15 protein-coding genes, 2 tRNA genes and 2 pseudogenes are annotated in these 18572 nt (G+C 32.1%); 11 read left to right on the top strand and 8 right to left on the bottom strand.

The genetic code is table 11. The features are described from left to right. Positions 1-240: 240 nt before the first annotated feature. Both sppA and EAG11_RS20875 read right to left on the bottom strand, forming a co-directional pair. A complete protein-coding gene (gene sppA, locus EAG11_RS20870; RefSeq protein ID WP_129540879.1) occupies positions 241-2004 on the bottom strand; it encodes a signal peptide peptidase SppA in 1764 nt (587 codons plus the stop codon). An 89-nt stretch (positions 2005-2093) separates the two neighbouring features. Next, a complete protein-coding gene (locus EAG11_RS20875) occupies positions 2094-2495 on the bottom strand; it encodes a helix-turn-helix domain-containing protein (RefSeq protein WP_164998744.1) in 402 nt (133 codons plus the stop codon). Positions 2496-2934: 439 nt separating this feature from the next. Here EAG11_RS20875 and EAG11_RS20880 point away from each other — a divergent pair, with 439 nt between their 5' ends. Continuing rightward, complete coding sequence (locus EAG11_RS20880) at positions 2935-4122, top strand: hypothetical protein (RefSeq protein WP_129540881.1); 1188 nt, start codon at positions 2935-2937, stop codon at positions 4120-4122. Positions 4123-4570: 448 nt separating this feature from the next. After that, a pseudogene (gene folK / locus EAG11_RS20885) lies at positions 4571-5703 on the top strand (2-amino-4-hydroxy-6-hydroxymethyldihydropteridine diphosphokinase). Here folK and EAG11_RS20890 read toward each other — a convergent pair. The 3 genes from EAG11_RS20890 to EAG11_RS20900 form a co-directional block, all read right to left on the bottom strand. After that, a complete protein-coding gene (locus EAG11_RS20890) occupies positions 5704-6297 on the bottom strand; it encodes a CHAP domain-containing protein (protein ID WP_129540882.1) in 594 nt (197 codons plus the stop codon). 21 nt (positions 6298-6318) lie between these two features. Beyond that, a complete protein-coding gene (locus EAG11_RS20895) occupies positions 6319-6855 on the bottom strand; it encodes an RNA methyltransferase (protein WP_129540883.1) in 537 nt (178 codons plus the stop codon). 80 nt (positions 6856-6935) lie between these two features. Then, entirely contained in the window at positions 6936-7358 is a 423-nt protein-coding gene (locus EAG11_RS20900; protein WP_129540884.1) for a DUF1573 domain-containing protein, read from the bottom strand. A gap of 158 nt (positions 7359-7516) precedes the next feature. Here EAG11_RS20900 and mutS point away from each other — a divergent pair, with 158 nt between their 5' ends. From mutS to EAG11_RS20920, 4 genes and pseudogenes are all read left to right on the top strand, one after another. After that, positions 7517-10126, top strand: coding sequence for a DNA mismatch repair protein MutS (gene mutS, locus EAG11_RS20905; protein WP_164998745.1), 2610 nt, complete (start codon positions 7517-7519; stop codon positions 10124-10126). Positions 10127-10276: 150 nt separating this feature from the next. Beyond that, a tRNA-Gly gene (locus EAG11_RS20910) sits at positions 10277-10349 on the top strand. Positions 10350-10363: 14 nt separating this feature from the next. Next, positions 10364-10449, top strand: a tRNA-Leu gene (locus EAG11_RS20915). 146 nt (positions 10450-10595) lie between these two features. After that, positions 10596-10942: pseudogene (locus tag EAG11_RS20920) on the top strand (DUF1508 domain-containing protein). A gap of 152 nt (positions 10943-11094) precedes the next feature. Here the strand turns inward: EAG11_RS20920 and EAG11_RS20925 are convergent. Beyond that, entirely contained in the window at positions 11095-11322 is a 228-nt protein-coding gene (locus EAG11_RS20925) for a hypothetical protein (RefSeq protein WP_129540885.1), read from the bottom strand. A 371-nt stretch (positions 11323-11693) separates the two neighbouring features. Continuing rightward, the gene (locus EAG11_RS20930) at positions 11694-12920 is read right to left on the bottom strand and encodes a 3-deoxy-D-manno-octulosonic acid transferase (RefSeq protein WP_129540886.1); all 1227 of its coding nucleotides are present in this window, start codon (positions 12918-12920) and stop codon (positions 11694-11696) included. A gap of 165 nt (positions 12921-13085) precedes the next feature. Here EAG11_RS20930 and EAG11_RS20935 point away from each other — a divergent pair, with 165 nt between their 5' ends. The 5 genes from EAG11_RS20935 (at position 13086) to EAG11_RS20955 (ending at position 17871) form a co-directional block, all read left to right on the top strand. Continuing rightward, positions 13086-14216 (top strand): DegT/DnrJ/EryC1/StrS aminotransferase family protein, encoded by a 1131-nt coding sequence (locus EAG11_RS20935; protein WP_129540887.1) that lies wholly within the window; start codon positions 13086-13088, stop codon positions 14214-14216. Positions 14217-14252: 36 nt separating this feature from the next. Next, entirely contained in the window at positions 14253-15275 is a 1023-nt protein-coding gene (galE, locus tag EAG11_RS20940) for a UDP-glucose 4-epimerase GalE (RefSeq protein ID WP_129540888.1), read from the top strand. An 83-nt stretch (positions 15276-15358) separates the two neighbouring features. Next, positions 15359-16264 carry a DMT family transporter gene (locus EAG11_RS20945; RefSeq protein ID WP_129540889.1) on the top strand — a complete coding sequence of 302 codons (906 nt, stop codon included), beginning with the start codon at positions 15359-15361 and terminating at the stop codon, positions 16262-16264. Between the two features lie 105 nt (positions 16265-16369). After that, the gene (locus tag EAG11_RS20950) at positions 16370-16555 is read left to right on the top strand and encodes a hypothetical protein (protein WP_129540890.1); all 186 of its coding nucleotides are present in this window, start codon (positions 16370-16372) and stop codon (positions 16553-16555) included. Between the two features lie 116 nt (positions 16556-16671). After that, positions 16672-17871 (top strand): glycerophosphodiester phosphodiesterase, encoded by a 1200-nt coding sequence (locus EAG11_RS20955; protein ID WP_242499220.1) that lies wholly within the window; start codon positions 16672-16674, stop codon positions 17869-17871. Positions 17872-17946: 75 nt separating this feature from the next. Here the strand turns inward: EAG11_RS20955 and EAG11_RS20960 are convergent, their stop codons facing one another. Then, positions 17947-18468, bottom strand: coding sequence for a hypothetical protein (locus EAG11_RS20960; protein ID WP_242499221.1), 522 nt, complete (start codon positions 18466-18468; stop codon positions 17947-17949). Between the last annotated feature and the right edge of the window lie 104 nt (positions 18469-18572).

The following is an 18572-nucleotide window of genomic DNA, read 5'->3' on the forward strand; positions in this document are numbered from 1 at the left end:
CACTTATATGTGTTATCGCTAAATTAAACCTGAGTTAACTTTAATGAATTTTATAAGTTAGGATTGTTGTTGGTATATGTTGAAAACTTTCCATCGCATTTTTCGAATCTCAAAGCAGGGTTAATAAATTAATTGATGGGAATCCGCATAATTCGTGGTGAAAAAACTTCTATTGTTGCATAAAACAAAAAATCCGTTTAAGTCTGACTTAAACGGATTGTGATTGTAATGAAGTTATATTTATTGAATATTAATTTCGAATGGCATCATGGCTTGTACGCCTTTTTTATTTTGTAATCTTTTTACCTGTTCGATAATAAAATAATTTTCTTCACCTATTTCTTCTTTAATAAAATTCTCTTTTGATTTTGCAAAAGGCAAGTTTTGCAACATATCATTGAATTTCTTTTCGTATTCTGGATAGTTTTGTGTGCTGTAGTCTTTTATTTTGGCAAGAGTTGCAGCTTCAGCTATAGCGTCATTTAATCCACCAATTTTATCTACAAGACCAATTTTAAGGGCTTCAGAACCAGTCCAAACTCTTCCTTGTGCAATTGCATCAACTTGCTCAAAAGTCATTTTTCTTCCTTCGGCAACATGGGTTACAAAAGTTCTGTAAATATGTTCGACACTTTCTAAAGTTACAGCTTTGAAGTTCTCATCCAAAGGTACGAATGGACTATAGTTGGCAGCATTTGTATGAGTTTTTACTTGCTCAGTATTAATTCCTAGTTTGTTTGCTAAAGGAGTGAAATTTGGTAGTACTCCAAAAACTCCAATAGAACCAGTTATTGTATTGCTTTCAGCAAATATTTTATTAGCATTACAAGCAATATAATATCCTCCAGATGCTGCATAATTCCCCATAGAAACAACAACAGGTTTTACTTTTTTAGTTAACTCTACTTCTCTCCAAATCAAATCTGAAGTTAAAGCACTTCCTCCAGGGCTATTAATTCGTAGTACAATTGCTTTTACATCTTTATTTTTGCGAGCTTCCTGTAAAGAACGACGCATAGATCCTTCACCAATAACTGTAACGTCACCTTCGCCACTTTGAATTTCTCCTTGAGCATAAATAATAGCTATTTGGTCACCCGAAGTGCTAGAACTAGTAGCAGTAGTAATGAAGTTTTGAGTGTAATCAGAAATAGAAATTTTATTATAGTCATCATCACCAGTTACCTTCAGGACTTTTTTAATAGCATCATGATATACATCTTCGTAAGCTATAACATCTACAAGGCGTTCTGCTTTTGCCATTTCAGGTGTTCTAGCTAAAAGACCGTTGGCGATTTCATTTAATCGATCAACAGGAATGTTACGACTTTTAGAAATGTCGGCAACAACAGTATTCCAGATTGAGCTTAATAAAGCGCCAGTTTGTTCTCTGTTGGCATCACTCATTTTGTTTTCAAGAAATGGTTCAACAGCACTTTTATATTTTCCATGACGGATTACTTCCATATGAATACCTGACTTATCTTGAAAATCTTTGAAAAACATAATTTCAGAAGACAATCCTTTAAAATCTAAATCACCGACAGGATTTAAGTAAATTGTATTTGCAACAGAATTTAAATAATATTCTTTTTGAGAATACCCATTAGAATACGCCATTACAAACTTTCCTGATTTTTTAAAACTTTCAAGAGCATTTCGTAAATCTTTACTTTGAGCCATTCCTAAAGAAGAGGCATCATTAAGAATAGAAATCCCTTTGATGTTATCATCAGTTTTTGCAACATCTATGGCATTAATGATATCTGTTAGCCCAATACCTTTTTGCTCAGAAAAAATAGTTACCCAAGGGTCTTTATATTTTCCAGCATAATCATTTTGTATTTTTCTTAAATCAAGTTCAATTACAGAGTCACTTTTTACGGTAACAGCATTACTATCGCCTCCAAAAAGCGCTGCTAATAACATCATTCCAAAAAAGGACAGCATGAAAAAAACAAAAATACCGATTACGGTAGCTATTACATTTCCTAAAAATTTCATAATTACATTTTTTTAATAAGTAGCTTAAAGTGCTGAATTGTTACAAATCTTAAGATGAAATAGCCAATAATTGCATAGCTCTAGCTTGATTAAGATGATTTATTGTTGTTTTGTTTTAAAAATAAAATAAGATCCTCTTTGTCTTTAAGACGGGATTCATATTGTTCTTTTACAAAGATAATTTTTTCTTTTAAAGTACTTACATGTTCTTTGAGTTCTAATACTAATTGTTCAGAATAATGTAGTGTCTGTGAAGATTGGATACTAATTTCTTCGTTGTAATCATTAAAAGTTAATGTTGTATTTTTATTTCTTAGTTGGTTTTTATCGACCTCTAATACTTTCGCAAGAATATCCCATTCATGCTCTTGTATTTTACTACTTCCTCTTTCTTTTCGATAATATTGAGGTTGAGAGATCTCCAAATATTCTGCCATTTGTTCTTGAGAGAAGCCTCTGCTTTCTCTAATCTGTCTTAATTTAATTCTCATACCCATTTTCTTTTAATATTAAATTTATTTATTATGCAGTTATTATGCGATTTTTAATAAGAAAGAATAAAATTATAAAATAAGTTTGAAAAATAGAACTATTCTTACTTTATTTTTAAAATCTTAACGTATAAGGATTATAATTAAGGAGGTGGTTTTTGTAGATTAGTTATTAATTAAAAATTTAAAACCAATTTTTAAGAATGTAGAAAATCAATTACCAGAAGGGTTTTTAGAAAAAGAAAACCAATTGCTTGAAAAATTTCAAGTTGAAGAATTAGAGAAGAGATACGAATTTGCTTGGATTGATGAAGTTGTTATAGGGCCATCAGAATCGGGAGCGACATTCTAGCATTTAGTGATTAATCACTTCAAATTTTGAAAGAAGCACATATTTTGAGTGCTTCTTTCTTTTTAGAATTTATAAAAAAGATTAAATATGAAGCAGATTTTTAAACTTTTATTTTTTTTATTCTTGCTATCTTTTCCATTGCAAGGCCAGGAAATAGTGCTTAACAAAGTTGTTGCAGATATCGATACAAAATTACCTTTGAAATCTGTAACTGTTTTTAATGACAAAGACAATTCGATAACAAACGAAGAAGGAGTGTTTGTTTTTGTTTCAAGTAAGAATGAAATAAATTTTAGTGCAATAGGGTATAATGATATAAAAACCACATTTGATTTGCTTATAAGTAAGGACACAGTTTTTATGGAAAGAAAAGCAATTGTGTTGGATGAAGTTATAGTGAACAATGCCAGTGCTTATATGAGAAAAGTGTATGATAATATCAATGTAAATTATCCTATAGAGCCTTATGGAGAGAATTTTTTTCTGAGATGTCTGTTAAAAAAGAATGAAGCAATTGTAAGATTACAGGATATTTCGGGGAAAGCATATAGAGAAAGACTGTTTAGAACTAAAGAAAAGAAGAATAGTGTTTATACGATTGAAATTGTAAATATGAGAAAAACAGGTATTTCGGAAACGAATGATGCTACGAATTTTCAATTCCAAAGTTTTAAACAAACACTCGATAGAACATCTGCGATATTGTTAAATGTAGAAGATAAATATTCTTTTACGGAAGTTATATCGACTGACTCAGACTATAGAAAAATTAATTTTATCGCAAAAGAGAAAACTGAAAAAGGACAGGTTGCTGATGGGTATTTCATTATAAATAGGAGAGACTATGCTATAAAAGAGGTATTTATAGATGAATATTCCGATGCAAATAGTGTTCCATATGTGGAGAAAGGTATTTATAAATGGAGAACTACATTTTTTCAATCCTTAGTGCAATATGCTAAAAATAATGAGAATAATAAATATTATGTAAGTAATGCTAAGATAAATGGGAATGTAGAGGTTTTAAAAAATAATTTAGAAGTAATAATTTATGATTTTACTACAGATTTATTTATCACGAATAGCTTTATAGCTGAAAAAGTAAAATCTAATTTTTCTGAAGATAAAGATATTTTTAAGGCAAAGTCTTCTTATTCCAAAGAATTTTGGGATAATCAAAATCAGTTGCCATTGACCAGTGAGTTAAATGCATTTTTAAAAAAAGTATCTGAGGATAAGAATAAGAAAGAATTTGAGGTTGTAGGGAATTTTTAAAATAGATACGAGATGAGATTAAAATTTAATAATTACATACAAAACTTGTCTATTTTAGACAATTTTAAATTGGTAATTTTGGACACTATTTCTTAGCAACCAACCCTGAATATTATCAAAAGTATCCAGAGCTTTTTGCAAAAGTATTTGTTATTGTTTTATGGTTTAGTTTGTTATGGCTTTATATTGTTTTTTTTATACTTTGTTTTAATCAAAAATCCAGATTCAATTCTATATTTCCCACAAAATTCCTGGAATTTTATCAGGACTCTTTTAAAAACTAATTCAGAATTTTCATTAGCTGAATTGGGGGAATTATTTATACCAATATTGTTTTTTTTCCTAGTTTTTAAGTGGTTTAAAATGATTTTAATTAAAAACAAATAAAGAAGAACAGTCCTAAAGATTCTTATTTTCTAAAATACTTTTAGTTAATTTGCATCTAATTATGAAATCACAATATCAGGTCGTTTTATCCCTAGGAAGTAACCAAGGAAATAGGTTAGGAAATATAGAAAACTGTATTAATTTGATACATCAGGAAATTGGTACTGTTGTTCAAGTTTCGAAGTTATATGAGACGCCAGCTTGGGGTTTTGAAAGTGATGCATTTTATAATTGTGCCTTGGTTTTGCATACCAATGCATCGGCACAAAAAATATTAAGTCAAGTTTTAAAAGTAGAAAAGCAATTAGGACGTATTCGTTCAGAACAACAAGGATATCAATCTCGACTTATAGATGTTGATGTGATTATTTATGAAGATGAAATTATCAATACCGATAAACTTCAGATTCCACATCCTTTGATGCAAAATCGAAATTTTGTCTTGATGCCCATTCAAGATCTAAATTTGAATTGGAAGCATCCAATTTTTCAAAAAACAATTCCAGAATTAATTGCAATAACACCCGACGATAGTATTTGTACGGTTGTTCAGGATTTGAAAAGTCCGTTGCAGGAAATTCCAATGCAACGATTTAATTATATTGCTTTTGAAGGAAATATTGGAGCTGGAAAAACAACTTTGGTTCATAAAATAGCCGATGATTTTAATGCTAAAACAGTATTAGAACGTTTTGCAGATAATCCTTTTTTACCTAAATTCTATAAAGATCAAAATCGATATGCTTTTCCGCTAGAAATGTCTTTTTGGCAGATCGTTATCAGCAATTATCAGATGATTTAGCGCAATTTGATTTATTTAAAGATTTTATCGTAGCCGATTATCACATCTTTAAATCATTAATATTTGCCAAAATAACACTTGCTGAAGATGAATATCGCTTGTATCGAAACTTGTTCGATATTATCTATAAGGAAATGCCAAAGCCAGATTTGTATGTTTATTTATATCAAAATACAGAACGTTTATTACAGAACATAAAAAAGCGAGGCAGAAGCTACGAGCAGAACATTGAGGCTGAGTATTTGGATAAAATCAATAATGGATATTTAGAATACATTAAATCACAATCTGATCTGAATGTTCTAATTATTGATGTTTCAGATCGTGATTTTGTGAAAAAGCATGAAGACTATCTTTTTGTTTTAGAGGAAATTAAGAAAAAAATAGGATAACTATTCTTTTCTTAACCAGCCCAAAATTCGGTCATTGCCAATTATCCATTTGCCTTCTTTTTCAATTAAAGAAAAAACCTCTCTGGATTTGCTAAATGGACCAGGATTTTGCTGGATTATTTCAATCTCTTTATCAGTAACATTTGAAACAATGGCAACATGTCCAAATCGATTAAAAATAGTTCCACTATAAATTAAAAGATCATCAGCTTTTGGTTTGCTTTTGCTCGGATTCGTATATTGTACCAAATCTCTTTTTTCGTTTCTCTGGCCATCTTTAAGATTTGAGTTAAAAAAGTCTTTGGCGTGACCATAACTGTCAGGCATTTTATGATTAAAATGTTCATAATAATATCTCTTTACAAATTCTACACATTGGTATTTTAATCCAAGATTATAATTGTCTGCAGTAAGATTTCTATCGGTAACATTATTAACTCCGCCATTGTAATAAACACTAACCCCATTTAAACTGTCTAGCGGTTGTCCTATGGAGTGTTCAGTATTAAAATTGAATTTTTTAAAGGCCCATATTCCTGAGAAAAGAAATATTGATAAACCAATTAAGAGATAAGTCCAACGCTTGAATTTCATTATGATAGAGCTAAAGTTGTTTTATTTTGGCCAATTCATTTTTTGGAATAAATCCCAAACAACAATTCCAGCACTTACAGATATATTAAGAGAATGTTTGGTCCCTAATTGTGGAATTTCGATGCAACCATCGCAAATCGCAACAGCTTCCTGAGCAACACCATATACTTCATTTCCAAATACTAGAGCATATTTTTTGTCCTTCTCTACTTCAAAATCTTGTAGAAAAACAGCGCTTTCTACCTGTTCGATAGCTAGAGTTGTAATGTTTTCTTTTTTAAGATTTTCAATTACTTCTAATACGTTCTCGTGATGTTCCCAAGTAACAGTTTCAGTGGCACCAAGTGCGGTTTTATGAATCTCTTTGTTCGGTGGAGTAGCAGTGATACCGCATAAAATTATTTTTTCTATCAAAAAAGCATCTGCAGTTCGAAACACAGAGCCTATATTATGTAAGCTGCGAATGTCGTCTAAGACTAATATAAGAGGTGTTTTTTCTGATTTTTTAAAATCAGTAATAGATTTTCTTTCGAGTTCGCTGTTTTCGAGTTTTCTCATAAATATTTAAATTCTAGTAATAAAAAAAGCTTCCAAATAGTAAGGAAGCTTTTCGTTTATTTTTGTGGTTGTTTTACGATTTAGCTTTTTGGAGCTTCATTTGCCGCTAAAACAGTACCTTTAATAGTAAGTATTTTTGTAGGTTGTCCAGCTGCATTAGATGTAACTGTTACAGTTTTAGTAAAAGCACCTACTCTGTCAGTAGCGTATTTTACACCAATAATACCTTTTCCACCTGGAGCGATAGGCTCTTTTGGAGAAGTTGGTACTGTACATCCACAAGATCCTTGTGTGTTAGTAATGATTAATGGTTTGTTTCCGTTGTTAGTAAATACAAATTCACGTTTTCCATCTGCATTTTGTGCAATTGTTCCGTAATCGATAACTTCATTAACAAAAACCATCCCAGCACCATCAACTTTAGCAGTTTTAGCTTTAGCTTGGGCATTAGATGTAGCAACGCTTAATACTGTAAACATTACAAGTAGAATTATTTTTTTCATTTTCAGTTTAATTTTTAATTATTAACAAATTTATGGAAAATAATGAAAGTGTAACTTAAAATTGCCTTAAAAATATTTTAATTTTTTCAGGGATTCTTTATTCGCTTTAAAATTTATAAATTCGCTGTCATAATTTTTCATTTAAAAAACACAGTAATTTGGCAGCGAAAGAGAAAGTGGTGAAAGAAACACCGTTAATGAAACAGTACAATGAAATCAAGAGAAAATATCCAGATGCATGTTTGCTATTTAGAGTTGGTGATTTTTACGAAACCTTTGGAGAAGATGCTGTTAGGGCTTCTAAAATCCTTGGTATAACATTAACAAAACGTGGAGCAGGTTCAGAAACAGAAACGGCTTTGGCAGGATTTCCGCATCATTCTATTAATACGTATTTGCCAAAATTAGTAAAAGCGGGACTTCGTGTAGCAATCTGCGATCAGTTAGAAGACCCTAAAATGACTAAAACAATTGTTAAGAGAGGTGTTACTGAGCTGGTAACTCCAGGTGTTTCTCTTAATGATGAGGTGTTGCAGTCTAAAACCAATAATTTTCTTGCGTCAATCTATTTTGCTAATAAAAATATAGGAGTTTCATTTTTGGATGTTTCTACTGGAGAATTTCTACTGGCTCAAGGAAACGCTGAATACATTGATAAGTTATTACAGAATTTTAGGCCAAGTGAGGTTCTGGTTCCAAAACATAATAAAAATGATTTCAAAGAAGCTTTTGGAGAGGATTTCCATAGTTTTTATTTAGAAGATTGGATTTACAAAGAGGATTATGCTTTAGAGATTTTAACGAAGCATTTTCAAACTGCTTCTTTAAAAGGTTTTGGAGTAGAAGAATTAAAAGAAGGAATTATTGCTTCGGGGGCTATTTTATATTATCTGTCCGAAACACAACATAATAGAGTGCAGCATATAACAGCGATTCAGCGAATAGCCGAAGATGCTTATGTGTGGATGGATCGATTTACGATTCGAAATCTGGAATTGTATCACAGTTATAATCCAAATGCAGTTACACTTTTAGATGTTATAGATAGAACGCTTTCGCCAATGGGAGGACGTTTGTTAAAGCGTTGGCTGGCATTGCCTCTTAAAGATAGCGATAAGATTAAGAGTCGTCACGAAGTGGTGTCTTACTTAAAGGAAAATCAAGAGGTACTGCATGATATTCAGTATCAAATTAAGCAAATATCAGATTTAGAGCGTTTGATTTCTAAAATTGCTGCAGGTAAAGTTTCTCCACGTGAGATAGTTTATCTGAAAGAATCGCTAGATGCAATTATTCCTATAAAAGATCTTGCACTTAAAAGTTCACAAAAAGCAGTAAAAACAATAGGTGATAATTTACATAGTTGTGATTTATTGCGTGAAAAGATTAAAACAACTTTAAATCAAGATTCAGCACCAGTATCTATTAATAAAGGTAATGCTATTGCAAAAGGTATTAGCGAAGAGTTAGATGATTTACGAGCAATTTCTACTTCAGGGAAAGAATTTTTAGAGGGGATTGAAAAAAGAGAGTCGGAGCGAACTGGAATTACTTCTCTAAAAATTTCTTTTAATAATGTTTTTGGATATTATATCGAAGTTAGGAATACACATAAAGATAAAGTACCGTCAGAATGGATTCGTAAGCAAACTTTGGTAAATGCAGAACGTTATATTACCGAAGAGCTAAAAGAGTATGAAACTAAAATTTTAGGAGCCGAAGAAAAAATTCATAAAATAGAATTAGAGCTTTTCGAGGGATTGGTTTCTTGGATAACAACATATATTAAGCCAGTGCAAATGAATGCAAGCCTGGTAGCGCAACTAGATTGTTTGTGTTCGTTTACACAATTGGCAATCGAGAATAAATATGTTTGTCCGCAAATTGATGATACTTTCGAATTAGAAATTAAGAATGGAAGACATCCTGTTATCGAGAAACAATTACCAGTTGGTGTGCCGTATATTGCTAATGATGTTTTCTTGGATAGAGAAACGCAGCAGTTAATTATGATTACAGGACCCAACATGTCTGGTAAGTCGGCTATTTTGCGTCAAACCGCTTTAATAGTACTACTGGCTCAAATGGGAAGTTTTGTTCCTGCAGATAGTGTTAGAATGGGGATGGTAGATAAAATATTCACTAGAGTAGGTGCTTCAGATAATATTTCGATGGGAGAATCGACTTTTATGGTCGAGATGAACGAAACGGCTTCAATCTTGAATAATATTTCAGACAGAAGTTTGGTTTTACTAGATGAGATAGGAAGAGGGACTAGTACGTATGATGGAATATCGATTGCATGGGCTATTGCTGAATTCTTGCATGAACATCCGTCGAGACCAAAGACATTATTTGCTACGCATTATCACGAGTTAAATGAAATGACAGATTCGTTGCCTAGAATTCAGAATTATAATGTTGCAGTAAAAGAATTAAAGGATACGGTTCTTTTTGTTAGAAAGCTTGTAAAAGGAGGTAGTGCACATAGTTTTGGAATTCATGTTGCAAAAATGGCTGGAATGCCTCAGATTGTGATTTTGAAAGCACAAAAGCTTTTGAAGAAATTAGAGAAAGATCATTCAAGTGATGCGTTAAATGGGATAAAGTCGGATAGTGATGAAATGCAGATGAGTTTCTTTAATCTAGACGATCCATTGTTGGAAGAGATTAAAGAAGAGATTTTAAATCTTGATATTAATGCGATAACGCCAGTGGAGGCGCTTATGAAGCTTAATGAGATTAAAAGAATGATTACAAGAAAATAATTTCATATTTAAAGTTTAGGATATCAGTTGATTATAAAATAAGTGAAATTTTTTTTTAAAAAATGCTTGTGTAACTCAATAAATGTCTTAAATTTGCACTCGCAATACGGCACAATTCAAGTATTGTAGTTCTTAATTAGAATTTGAAAGGCGAAAATAGCTCAGTTGGTAGAGCGCGACCTTGCCAAGGTCGAGGTCGCGGGTTCGAGCCCCGTTTTTCGCTCAACACCATATAATGCTCGGATGGTGAAATTGGTAGACACGCTGGACTTAAAATCCAGTGAACAGCAATGTTCGTGCGGGTTCAAGTCCCGCTCTGAGTACAAGAAACCTCTTCTTTTTGAAGGGGTTTTTTTATTTTACAAAAGTCTGTAATTGTAGATGAGCTTGTAGTACTTGATCTTGGACTTTGAAAAAATCTTTAGTTGATTCTAGAATCGGCAATCTAAAAAAAAATCTAAAAAAATAAATGGGGGCTTTCGTAATAAGTAAGAGGTTTAATGATGAGTATAAATTTGTGTTTACTTCCAGAAAGGGGAAGGTTATCTTTACAAGTCTTAGTTATGAGCTTAAATTTGAGTGTGAAGAAGAGATTGAGAAGTTTAAGGGTAGTATAGACTCGGCTAAATTTTTGAAGTTTAAATCGTCTGGAGGAAAGTATTTTTTAAGTTGGTTTTTAATGATAATCATTTTGCAACAAGTAGAAAATATACGACCGAGTTGCTTCTTCAAAAAGGAATAAAAGAAATTGTTACTTATGGTTCTAAAGCTGAGGTTTTGGATTTCTCTGTAAATGATTTTGTTTTTGAAGATTAGGTGGTGGGATTGAAATGAAAAAAGAGAGCGCATTTTGACTTGTCAAAATGCGCTCTCTTTTTTTTGCTTAAAATATAAGCTAGAGTTTGATTCAATAAAAAAGCCATCTCGCTATGCGGATGGCTTTAAAAATTTTAGAATTTAAGTTCTAATTATTTTTTTGCAGCTTCAGTTGCAGTTTTTGCAGCTTCAGTAGCAGTAGCAGCAGCAGAATCAACTACAACAGCAGCAGAATCAACTACAGCAGCAGCAGAATCAACAACAACAGCAGCAGAATCAACTACAGCAGCAGCGTCGTCAGCAGGTGCAGCGTCAGCTTTTTTACAAGATACAACAGTTAAAACAGCAACAACAGCTAAACTTAAAAATACTTTTTTCATCTTACTTTATTATAAAAGGTTAATTATTAATTCGTGGCAAAGATATAAATTTTTTAATATGTAAAATATTTTTTTATTTTTTTTTAAAATATTCTTCAATGCCTACGTTTATCTTATTATCAATTAACGTGCCAAAAACGTTAAAAGGCTTTTTTGTATGGTAAATTAGTGTTTAATTAAATGTTTTTTTGAGGGGAGTGCTCGGTAATGCTAGTAAACACGGTGTTTTTTAATTTTTTTATTGAATCTACCGTATTAAAAAAGAGTTGGAGTTAGTTGTGTGAAATTAAAATTATAAATCGATTTTCATTGCTGAACAATAAAAAATTATGATTTGGATAACATATTTTATGGTAAATTAGGGAGTGAGATTAAATTGCACTCATAATTGTGTCTGTTGCTCCCTTTTTATTTTGGACATAAGACTTGCAAATTAAGCCTTTTTCATTGAGGTAATTTTGATTCGAAATGAGGCTGTTAAATGCAGTTTCTAATTCTGTTGCATTGGCAATAGAAATACAACCTCCTAATTGAACAAGTTCAGTAGCTTCGGCAAAATGAGAGTAATTTGGACCGATTACAATAGGAAGACCAAAAGTTGCTGGTTCAAGAATATTGTGAACGCCAGGGTTTCCAAAACCACCACCTACATATGCAATTGTTGCATAACTGTATATCTTGGTTAATATTCCAACAGTATCAATGATGAATACGTCATAATCTGCTAAGTTTTTGCCTTCTTTTTCAGAAAATAAGATTGTTTTTTTAGTAATAGATTGCTGTAGCGTAGTAATTTGTTCTGGTTTGATATTATGAGGAGCAATAATAAATTTCACTTGCTCTTGAGTGGTATTGATATATTCGGTTAATAAAACTTCATCCTTTGGCCATGAGCTACCAATAACAATAGTAGTCGAGCTGTTTTTAAATTCAGCGATAAAATCTAGAGTATTGTTGCGTTCTAAAATAGCAACCACACGGTCAAATCTAGTATCGCCTGAGATAATTACGTTTTTGTAACCAATAGATTCGATTTTATTTTTGGAGCTTTCGTTTTGAACAAAAAAGAAAGTAAATGCATCAAGTGCTTTTTTGTAAAAACTACCGTACCATTTAAAGAATATTTGATTGTCTCTGAATATTCCAGAAACTAAATAGGTAGGCGTGTTGTTCTTTTTTAATTCGTTAAGGTAGTTTAGCCAGAATTCATATTTAATAAAGAAAACCATTTCTGGATGTGCTAATTTTAAAAACTGTTTGGAATTTTGCTTTGTATCTAATGGTAAATAAAGAGTTACATCAGCAACAGTATTGTTTTTTCTAACTTCATAACCTGAAGGAGAAAAAAAAGTAACAATGATTTTATGTGAAGGGTATTTTTCTTTAATTTTTTCAATAACAGGTAAGCCTTGTTCGTATTCGCCTAGTGAAGCAGCGTGAAACCAAATTGTTTTATCAGTGGGCTTTATCTTTTCATGTAGGGTTGTGAAAACGCTTTTTCTGCCATCTACAAAAAGTTTGATTTTACGGCTAAAAAGTGCCACTATTTTTAATAAAAAGCTTACAATAATTACGATTAGATTGTATAAGAAAAGCATAGTTGGATATTTGGGGCTAAAATACGTTTCTTTCAATTATTTTCATTGGTTTAAACTCATTAAATAACTATTTTTGTTCCTCGTTTTCGGAAGTATTATTTTGAAAGTCAATTAAAATTGAACTTTCTTTATTCGAGAATGCAAACTTTAAATTAGAATATCACAATGAAAAAAATTCAAATGGTTGACTTAAAAAGTCAATATGATAAAATAAAAGTAGCTGTAAATGCTTCAATTCAAGACGTTTTAGATACGAATACATATATTAATGGACCATTGGTTCATCAGTTTCAAAAAAATCTCGAAACGTATTTAGGAGTAAAACATGTTATTCCTTGTGCAAACGGTACTGATGCATTGCAAATTGCAATGATGGGATTGGATTTAAAACCAGGGGATGAGGTTATTACTGCCGACTTTACCTTTGCAGCTACTGTAGAAGTGATTGCTTTGTTGCAATTAACACCGGTTTTAGTAGATGTTGAAATGGATAGTATGAATATTTCTATCGATGCAATTAAAAAAGCTATAACTCCAAAAACTAAAGCAATTGTTCCGGTACATTTGTTTGGTCGTGCTGCTAATATGGATGCAATTATGGAACTTGCAGCAGCGCACAATTTGTATGTGATCGAAGATAATGCACAAGCAATAGGAGCTGATTATATTTCTAAATCTGGAGCAAAAACTAAAGTAGGAGTGATGGGGCATGTAGCTGCAACTTCATTTTTCCCATCTAAAAACTTAGGTTGTTATGGAGATGGTGGTGCTATTTTTACCAATGATGATGCTTTGGCGCATACGATTCGTGGAATTGTAAATCACGGAATGTATGAGCGTTATCATCATGATGTTGTGGGGGTAAACTCACGTTTAGATAGTATTCAGGCAGGGGTTTTGAATGTGAAACTTCCGTTATTAAATGAGTATAATAAAGCACGTCGTGAAGCTGCGGCTAAGTATAATGCTGCGTTAGCAGGACATGCTAATATTATTACACCTTCATTTAATCCTGACGAAAATGATCACGTTTTTCATCAATATACATTGCGAATTATAAATGCAGATAGAAACGGATTGTTACAACACTTACAGGATAAAGGAATTCCTTGTGCAATTTATTATCCAATTCCGTTGCATTCGCAAAAAGCATATGTTGATGTTCGTTATAAAGAAGAATATTTCCCAGTAACCAATCAATTGGTGCAGGAAGTGCTTTCATTGCCAATGCATACAGAGCTTGATGATGAGCAAATTAAATTTATTACGGATAGTGTAATTGAGTTTTTGAAATAAACCAAATCAAATAAATAGCCAAAAAACAACCAAGAAATGAAAGTATTAGTAACAGGAGGATTAGGATTTATCGGATCACATACCGTAGTCGAATTGCAAAATGAAGGCTTTGAAGTGGTGATAATCGATAACCTTTCTAATTCCTCAGAAGATGTTTTAAAAGGAATCGTAGCCATCACAGGTAAAACTCCATTATTCGAGAAATTAGATTTAAGAGAAAAAACGGCAGTACAAAATTTCTTTAAAAAATATAATGATGTTACTGGAGTAATTCATTTTGCGGCTTCAAAAGCTGTGGGTGAAAGTGTCGAAAATCCACTTCTGTACTACGAAAATAATATCAGTAGTTTGGTGTATCTTTTACAAGAACTACAGCAAAAACCAGAAGCTAGTTTTATATTTAGCTCTTCTTGTACAGTTTACGGTCAAGCCAAAAATATGCCAATTACAGAAGATGCTCCTGTGCAACAGCCGATGTCTCCATACGGGAATACCAAAAAAATAGGAGAAGAAATTATTAGAGATACTGCGAAAGCAACTAATATTAATGCTATTTTATTGCGTTATTTTAATCCAGTTGGAGCACATCCGTCAACAGAAATAGGAGAATTGCCAATTGGGGTTCCTCAAAATTTAGTTCCTTTTATTACACAAACTGGAATTGGATTGCGTAAGGAATTATCTGTTTATGGAGATGATTATCCTACAGCCGATGGAACTTGTGTACGGGATTATATTCATGTGGTCGATTTAGCAAAAGCGCATGTCGTAGCACTGCAAAGATTATTGAATAAAAAAAATCTGGAAAAAGTAGAAACATTTAATCTGGGTACAGGAAAAGGAAGTTCTGTTCTTGAGGTGATTACGAGTTTTGAAAAGGTAAGTGATAAAAAATTACCATATAAAATTGTAGCACGAAGAGAAGGTGATATTACCGAGGCCTATGCAAATACAACCAAAGCTAATGATGTGCTGGGGTGGAAAGCCCAATCAACGCTTGATGAAGCGATGAAGAGCGCTTGGAAATGGGAAGAAAAGATAAGAAACAAAGTTTCTTAGTTTAAAATAGATAGTATTTTAAAAATCCCAAATTATAGCATTATAATTTGGGATTTTTTTATTTAAAATGGATAGTATTAGCGATGCAACAAAAGCCAGATTATAAATTATACCTCTGCATGGCGACAGTAGGGATTGTGTGGGGAACGACTTTTTTAGGAATCAGGGTTGCGGTAGAAACTATTCCGCCGTGGTTTGTAACTTCTATTCGTCAGGGTTTAGCAGGATTAATAGCGATGACTATTTTACTGTTTAAAAAAGAATTAAAATGGATTGGTTGGGAGAATTTTAAACACCAATTAATTCCAGCTTTATTAATGATTGTTATTGCAAATGGTTTTACTACTGTCGCCGAACAAACTTTACCAAGTGGGTTAGCATCTATAATGAGTGCTTTGTCGCCTGTACTAATCTTTATAGGTAGTGTTTTGTTTGGATTGCAAAAACCAAGTTTAAAAGGTATTATAGGAGTTATAATTGGTTTCACAGGAGTTGTTTTTATTTTTAAAGATGGATTGGGTTCATTTTTAGATTCTAATTATCAACACGGACTTATATTTATGAGTTTAGCAATTTCAGGTTGGGCAGCAGGAACAATTTATACAAAGACCCATACTCATAAGTCGAATAATATTACACTGAATTTATTTTATCAGTTTACAATTGCTACTTTGGTTCAGTTGGTTTTAGCATTTATTTTTTCTCCAAATCCAGATGTAAGTTTATGGAGCGCGAGAAGTATTTTTGCGTCTTTATATTTATCTGTTTTTGGGTCGATACTTGCTTTTTTCTCTTATCATTATGCTTTAAAACGAGTAACGGCTATACAGGTTTCTATTTTGTCTTACTTCAACACTATAATTGCGGTTTTTCTGGGTTGGTTGCTGTTAGACGAAGTAATTACTGTCGATTTTATTATTGCAACAGCACTTATTATATCAGGAGTTTTTATTATCAATTATAAAAAGAAAGAAAAAAAGATTGCGTAAAATCTTATTTCTAATTGTATGGAAATCTCAAATTATCATCTTGATAGTTTGAGATTTTTTGTTTGGTGTAAAATGTTGTAAATTGGGCTGTTAAATAAATTCGTCATGAATGCTAAAAAAGAAAATTCTAAAATAAATAAAGTAGAAGAACCTTCGGTTACTTATGAAGCTTCTCCAGCTAAATTTAAGGGAATTGATAGGGCTACTTTTGATTTTGATGAAGAGATGAAAAAGGGATTTACACCTGAGGAGGCAAAAGCCCAGTCTATTAAACGAATACGTCAATGGTGAGGAATAATTTTGAATATTTTGATAGTTTTTTTTAAGTAAAAAAGCATAACTGATGCTTAACTCAGTACTAATATAAATTGATGTAAAATTGTATTTATTTGCTAAAAATATAAACTATGAATTCATTTCAAATTTTTAAAAGTACAATTTTCTTAAGCGGTGTAATTTTGTTATTGGCTTGTAATATGAATGATGGTAATCAAATTCTCGGAAAAGGGAAATATCCTACTTTAATTGGAGCAAATCCCATTGTGATTGCTCATCGTGGTGCATCAGGTTATTTACCAGAACATACTATTGAGGGATATACTAAAGCTATTGAAATGGGAGCTGATTTTATAGAGCCAGATTTAGTAATGACGAAAGATGGGCAACTTGTAGTGCGCCATGAACCAATGTTGTCTGGAACAACAAACGTATCAGAAGTTCCGGCTTTTGCTTCTAAAAAAACGACTAAGAATATTGATGGCGCAATGATAACCGATTGGTTTGTTTCTGATTTTACTTTAGCAGAAATTAAACAATTAAAAGCAAAACAAGCTTTTGCGGAGCGTTCACAAGAATATAATAATAAATATGCGATTCCAACATTTGTAGAAGTAATTGCTTTGGCAAAACAAAAATCGAAACTACTAGGTCGTGTAGTAGGGATTTATCCAGAAACAAAACATCCCTCTTTTCATGAGGCTTTGGGTTTAAAAATTACCGATAAATTATTAGAAATGTTAGCTGTCGAGGGATGGAATAATGTTTCGTCTCCAGTTTATATTCAGTCATTTGAAGTTTCTAATTTGCAATACATAAGAACTAAATCAAGTGTGAAAACAATTCAGTTGTTAGGTTGTTACGATGTAGCTCTAAATGGAGATTTAGTTTTTGCAGTTCCAGACGGAGGAATGATTTCTGATGGAAAACCATATGATTGGCACTTAAAAGGCGATACTAGAGATTACGGATTTTTTAGAACTCAGGAAGGTTTAGATTTTGTTAAAACCTATGCAACAGGAATTGGTCCGTGGAAGCCATTTATTATTCCGTATAAAGGAGTAGATGCCAATAATGATGGAAAAGCAGACGATATTAATGGAGACGGAAAAGTTGATGATGCCGATAAAGTAGCGTTGCCACCAACGACTTTAATCTCAGATGCACATAAAAAAGGATTACAAGTGCATGCTTATACGTTCAGAAATGAAGGAAAGCGATTGTTGAGTGGCTATAAAAATAATCCAACTTTAGAATATCAGGCTTTTTATAAATTAGGGCTGGATGGCGTGTTTTCCGATTTTACAGATACAGCGGTTCAAGCAAGATAATTTTGCTTTAAGTAATAGAAATCCCATACTATCAAATTTGATGGTTTGGGATTTTTTTTTGTTTTACAGCTTTGTTTACTGTGGATCGAAAGTTTGAGGGATTTTCCTGTCCTCTTTTTCTTTGTCAAAAGTCCAAGATGTAATCCACCATCTACCTTCGTTGTAATAAAGTTGTATGCTATTAATTCCTCTTCGGGCAACAGGACCATTTTTTGCTAATCTAGTTTCATAAGTGCTCCAAACGTGGGCGATATTCCCAAATACGCGAACTTCTCTATTTACTTCATTTTCATAAAAGGCAGTTTTTGCAACCATAGTATCGGTTTCTTTATGAAAATCTTTAAGAGGCATTGTGGTTTGTTGCGTTTTGCCAGCAGTATTTTCTAGCGGAAAAGAATAAATCGCATTTGGGTCATGAAGTGAAAGGTCACGTTCCCATTGTCGTTTTTCTCCAGCTTCTCCCGAAACGGCTTCGTAAGTAGCTTTTATAATTCCGTTAATAGTAGCTACATCCTCCTTTAAAGGATATTTTTGTGCATTTGAAATTTGTGTAGACATAATAATAGTTAATATGATTTTTAAAATTACTTTCATCATTACTGAATTGTTTAATATTCAGGCAAATGAAAACAAAGTATAAAGCACATGAAACTATTTTATACAAACGTGTGTAAATACTACACACACTGTTTGTTTTTTTA

It is taken from the genome of Flavobacterium sp. 140616W15 (genome assembly GCF_003668995.1).
GTDB lineage: Bacteria > Bacteroidota > Bacteroidia > Flavobacteriales > Flavobacteriaceae > Flavobacterium.

Coding starts and splice junctions, on each gene's coding strand:
- sppA (WP_129540879.1), bottom strand. CDS start 2,004: ATGAAATTTTTAGGAAATGTAATAGCTACCGTAATCGGTATTTTTGTT.
- EAG11_RS20875 (WP_164998744.1), bottom strand. CDS start 2,495: ATGAGAATTAAATTAAGACAGATTAGAGAAAGCAGAGGCTTCTCTCAA.
- EAG11_RS20880 (WP_129540881.1), top strand. CDS start 2,935: ATGAAGCAGATTTTTAAACTTTTATTTTTTTTATTCTTGCTATCTTTT.
- EAG11_RS20890 (WP_129540882.1), bottom strand. CDS start 6,297: ATGAAATTCAAGCGTTGGACTTATCTCTTAATTGGTTTATCAATATTT.
- EAG11_RS20895 (WP_129540883.1), bottom strand. CDS start 6,855: ATGAGAAAACTCGAAAACAGCGAACTCGAAAGAAAATCTATTACTGAT.
- EAG11_RS20900 (WP_129540884.1), bottom strand. CDS start 7,358: ATGAAAAAAATAATTCTACTTGTAATGTTTACAGTATTAAGCGTTGCT.
- EAG11_RS20925 (WP_129540885.1), bottom strand. CDS start 11,322: ATGAAAAAAGTATTTTTAAGTTTAGCTGTTGTTGCTGTTTTAACTGTT.
- EAG11_RS20930 (WP_129540886.1), bottom strand. CDS start 12,920: ATGCTTTTCTTATACAATCTAATCGTAATTATTGTAAGCTTTTTATTA.
- EAG11_RS20935 (WP_129540887.1), top strand. CDS start 13,086: ATGAAAAAAATTCAAATGGTTGACTTAAAAAGTCAATATGATAAAATA.
- galE (WP_129540888.1), top strand. CDS start 14,253: ATGAAAGTATTAGTAACAGGAGGATTAGGATTTATCGGATCACATACC.
- EAG11_RS20945 (WP_129540889.1), top strand. CDS start 15,359: ATGCAACAAAAGCCAGATTATAAATTATACCTCTGCATGGCGACAGTA.
- EAG11_RS20950 (WP_129540890.1), top strand. CDS start 16,370: ATGAATGCTAAAAAAGAAAATTCTAAAATAAATAAAGTAGAAGAACCT.
- EAG11_RS20955 (WP_242499220.1), top strand. CDS start 16,672: ATGAATTCATTTCAAATTTTTAAAAGTACAATTTTCTTAAGCGGTGTA.
- EAG11_RS20960 (WP_242499221.1), bottom strand. CDS start 18,468: ATGATGAAAGTAATTTTAAAAATCATATTAACTATTATTATGTCTACA.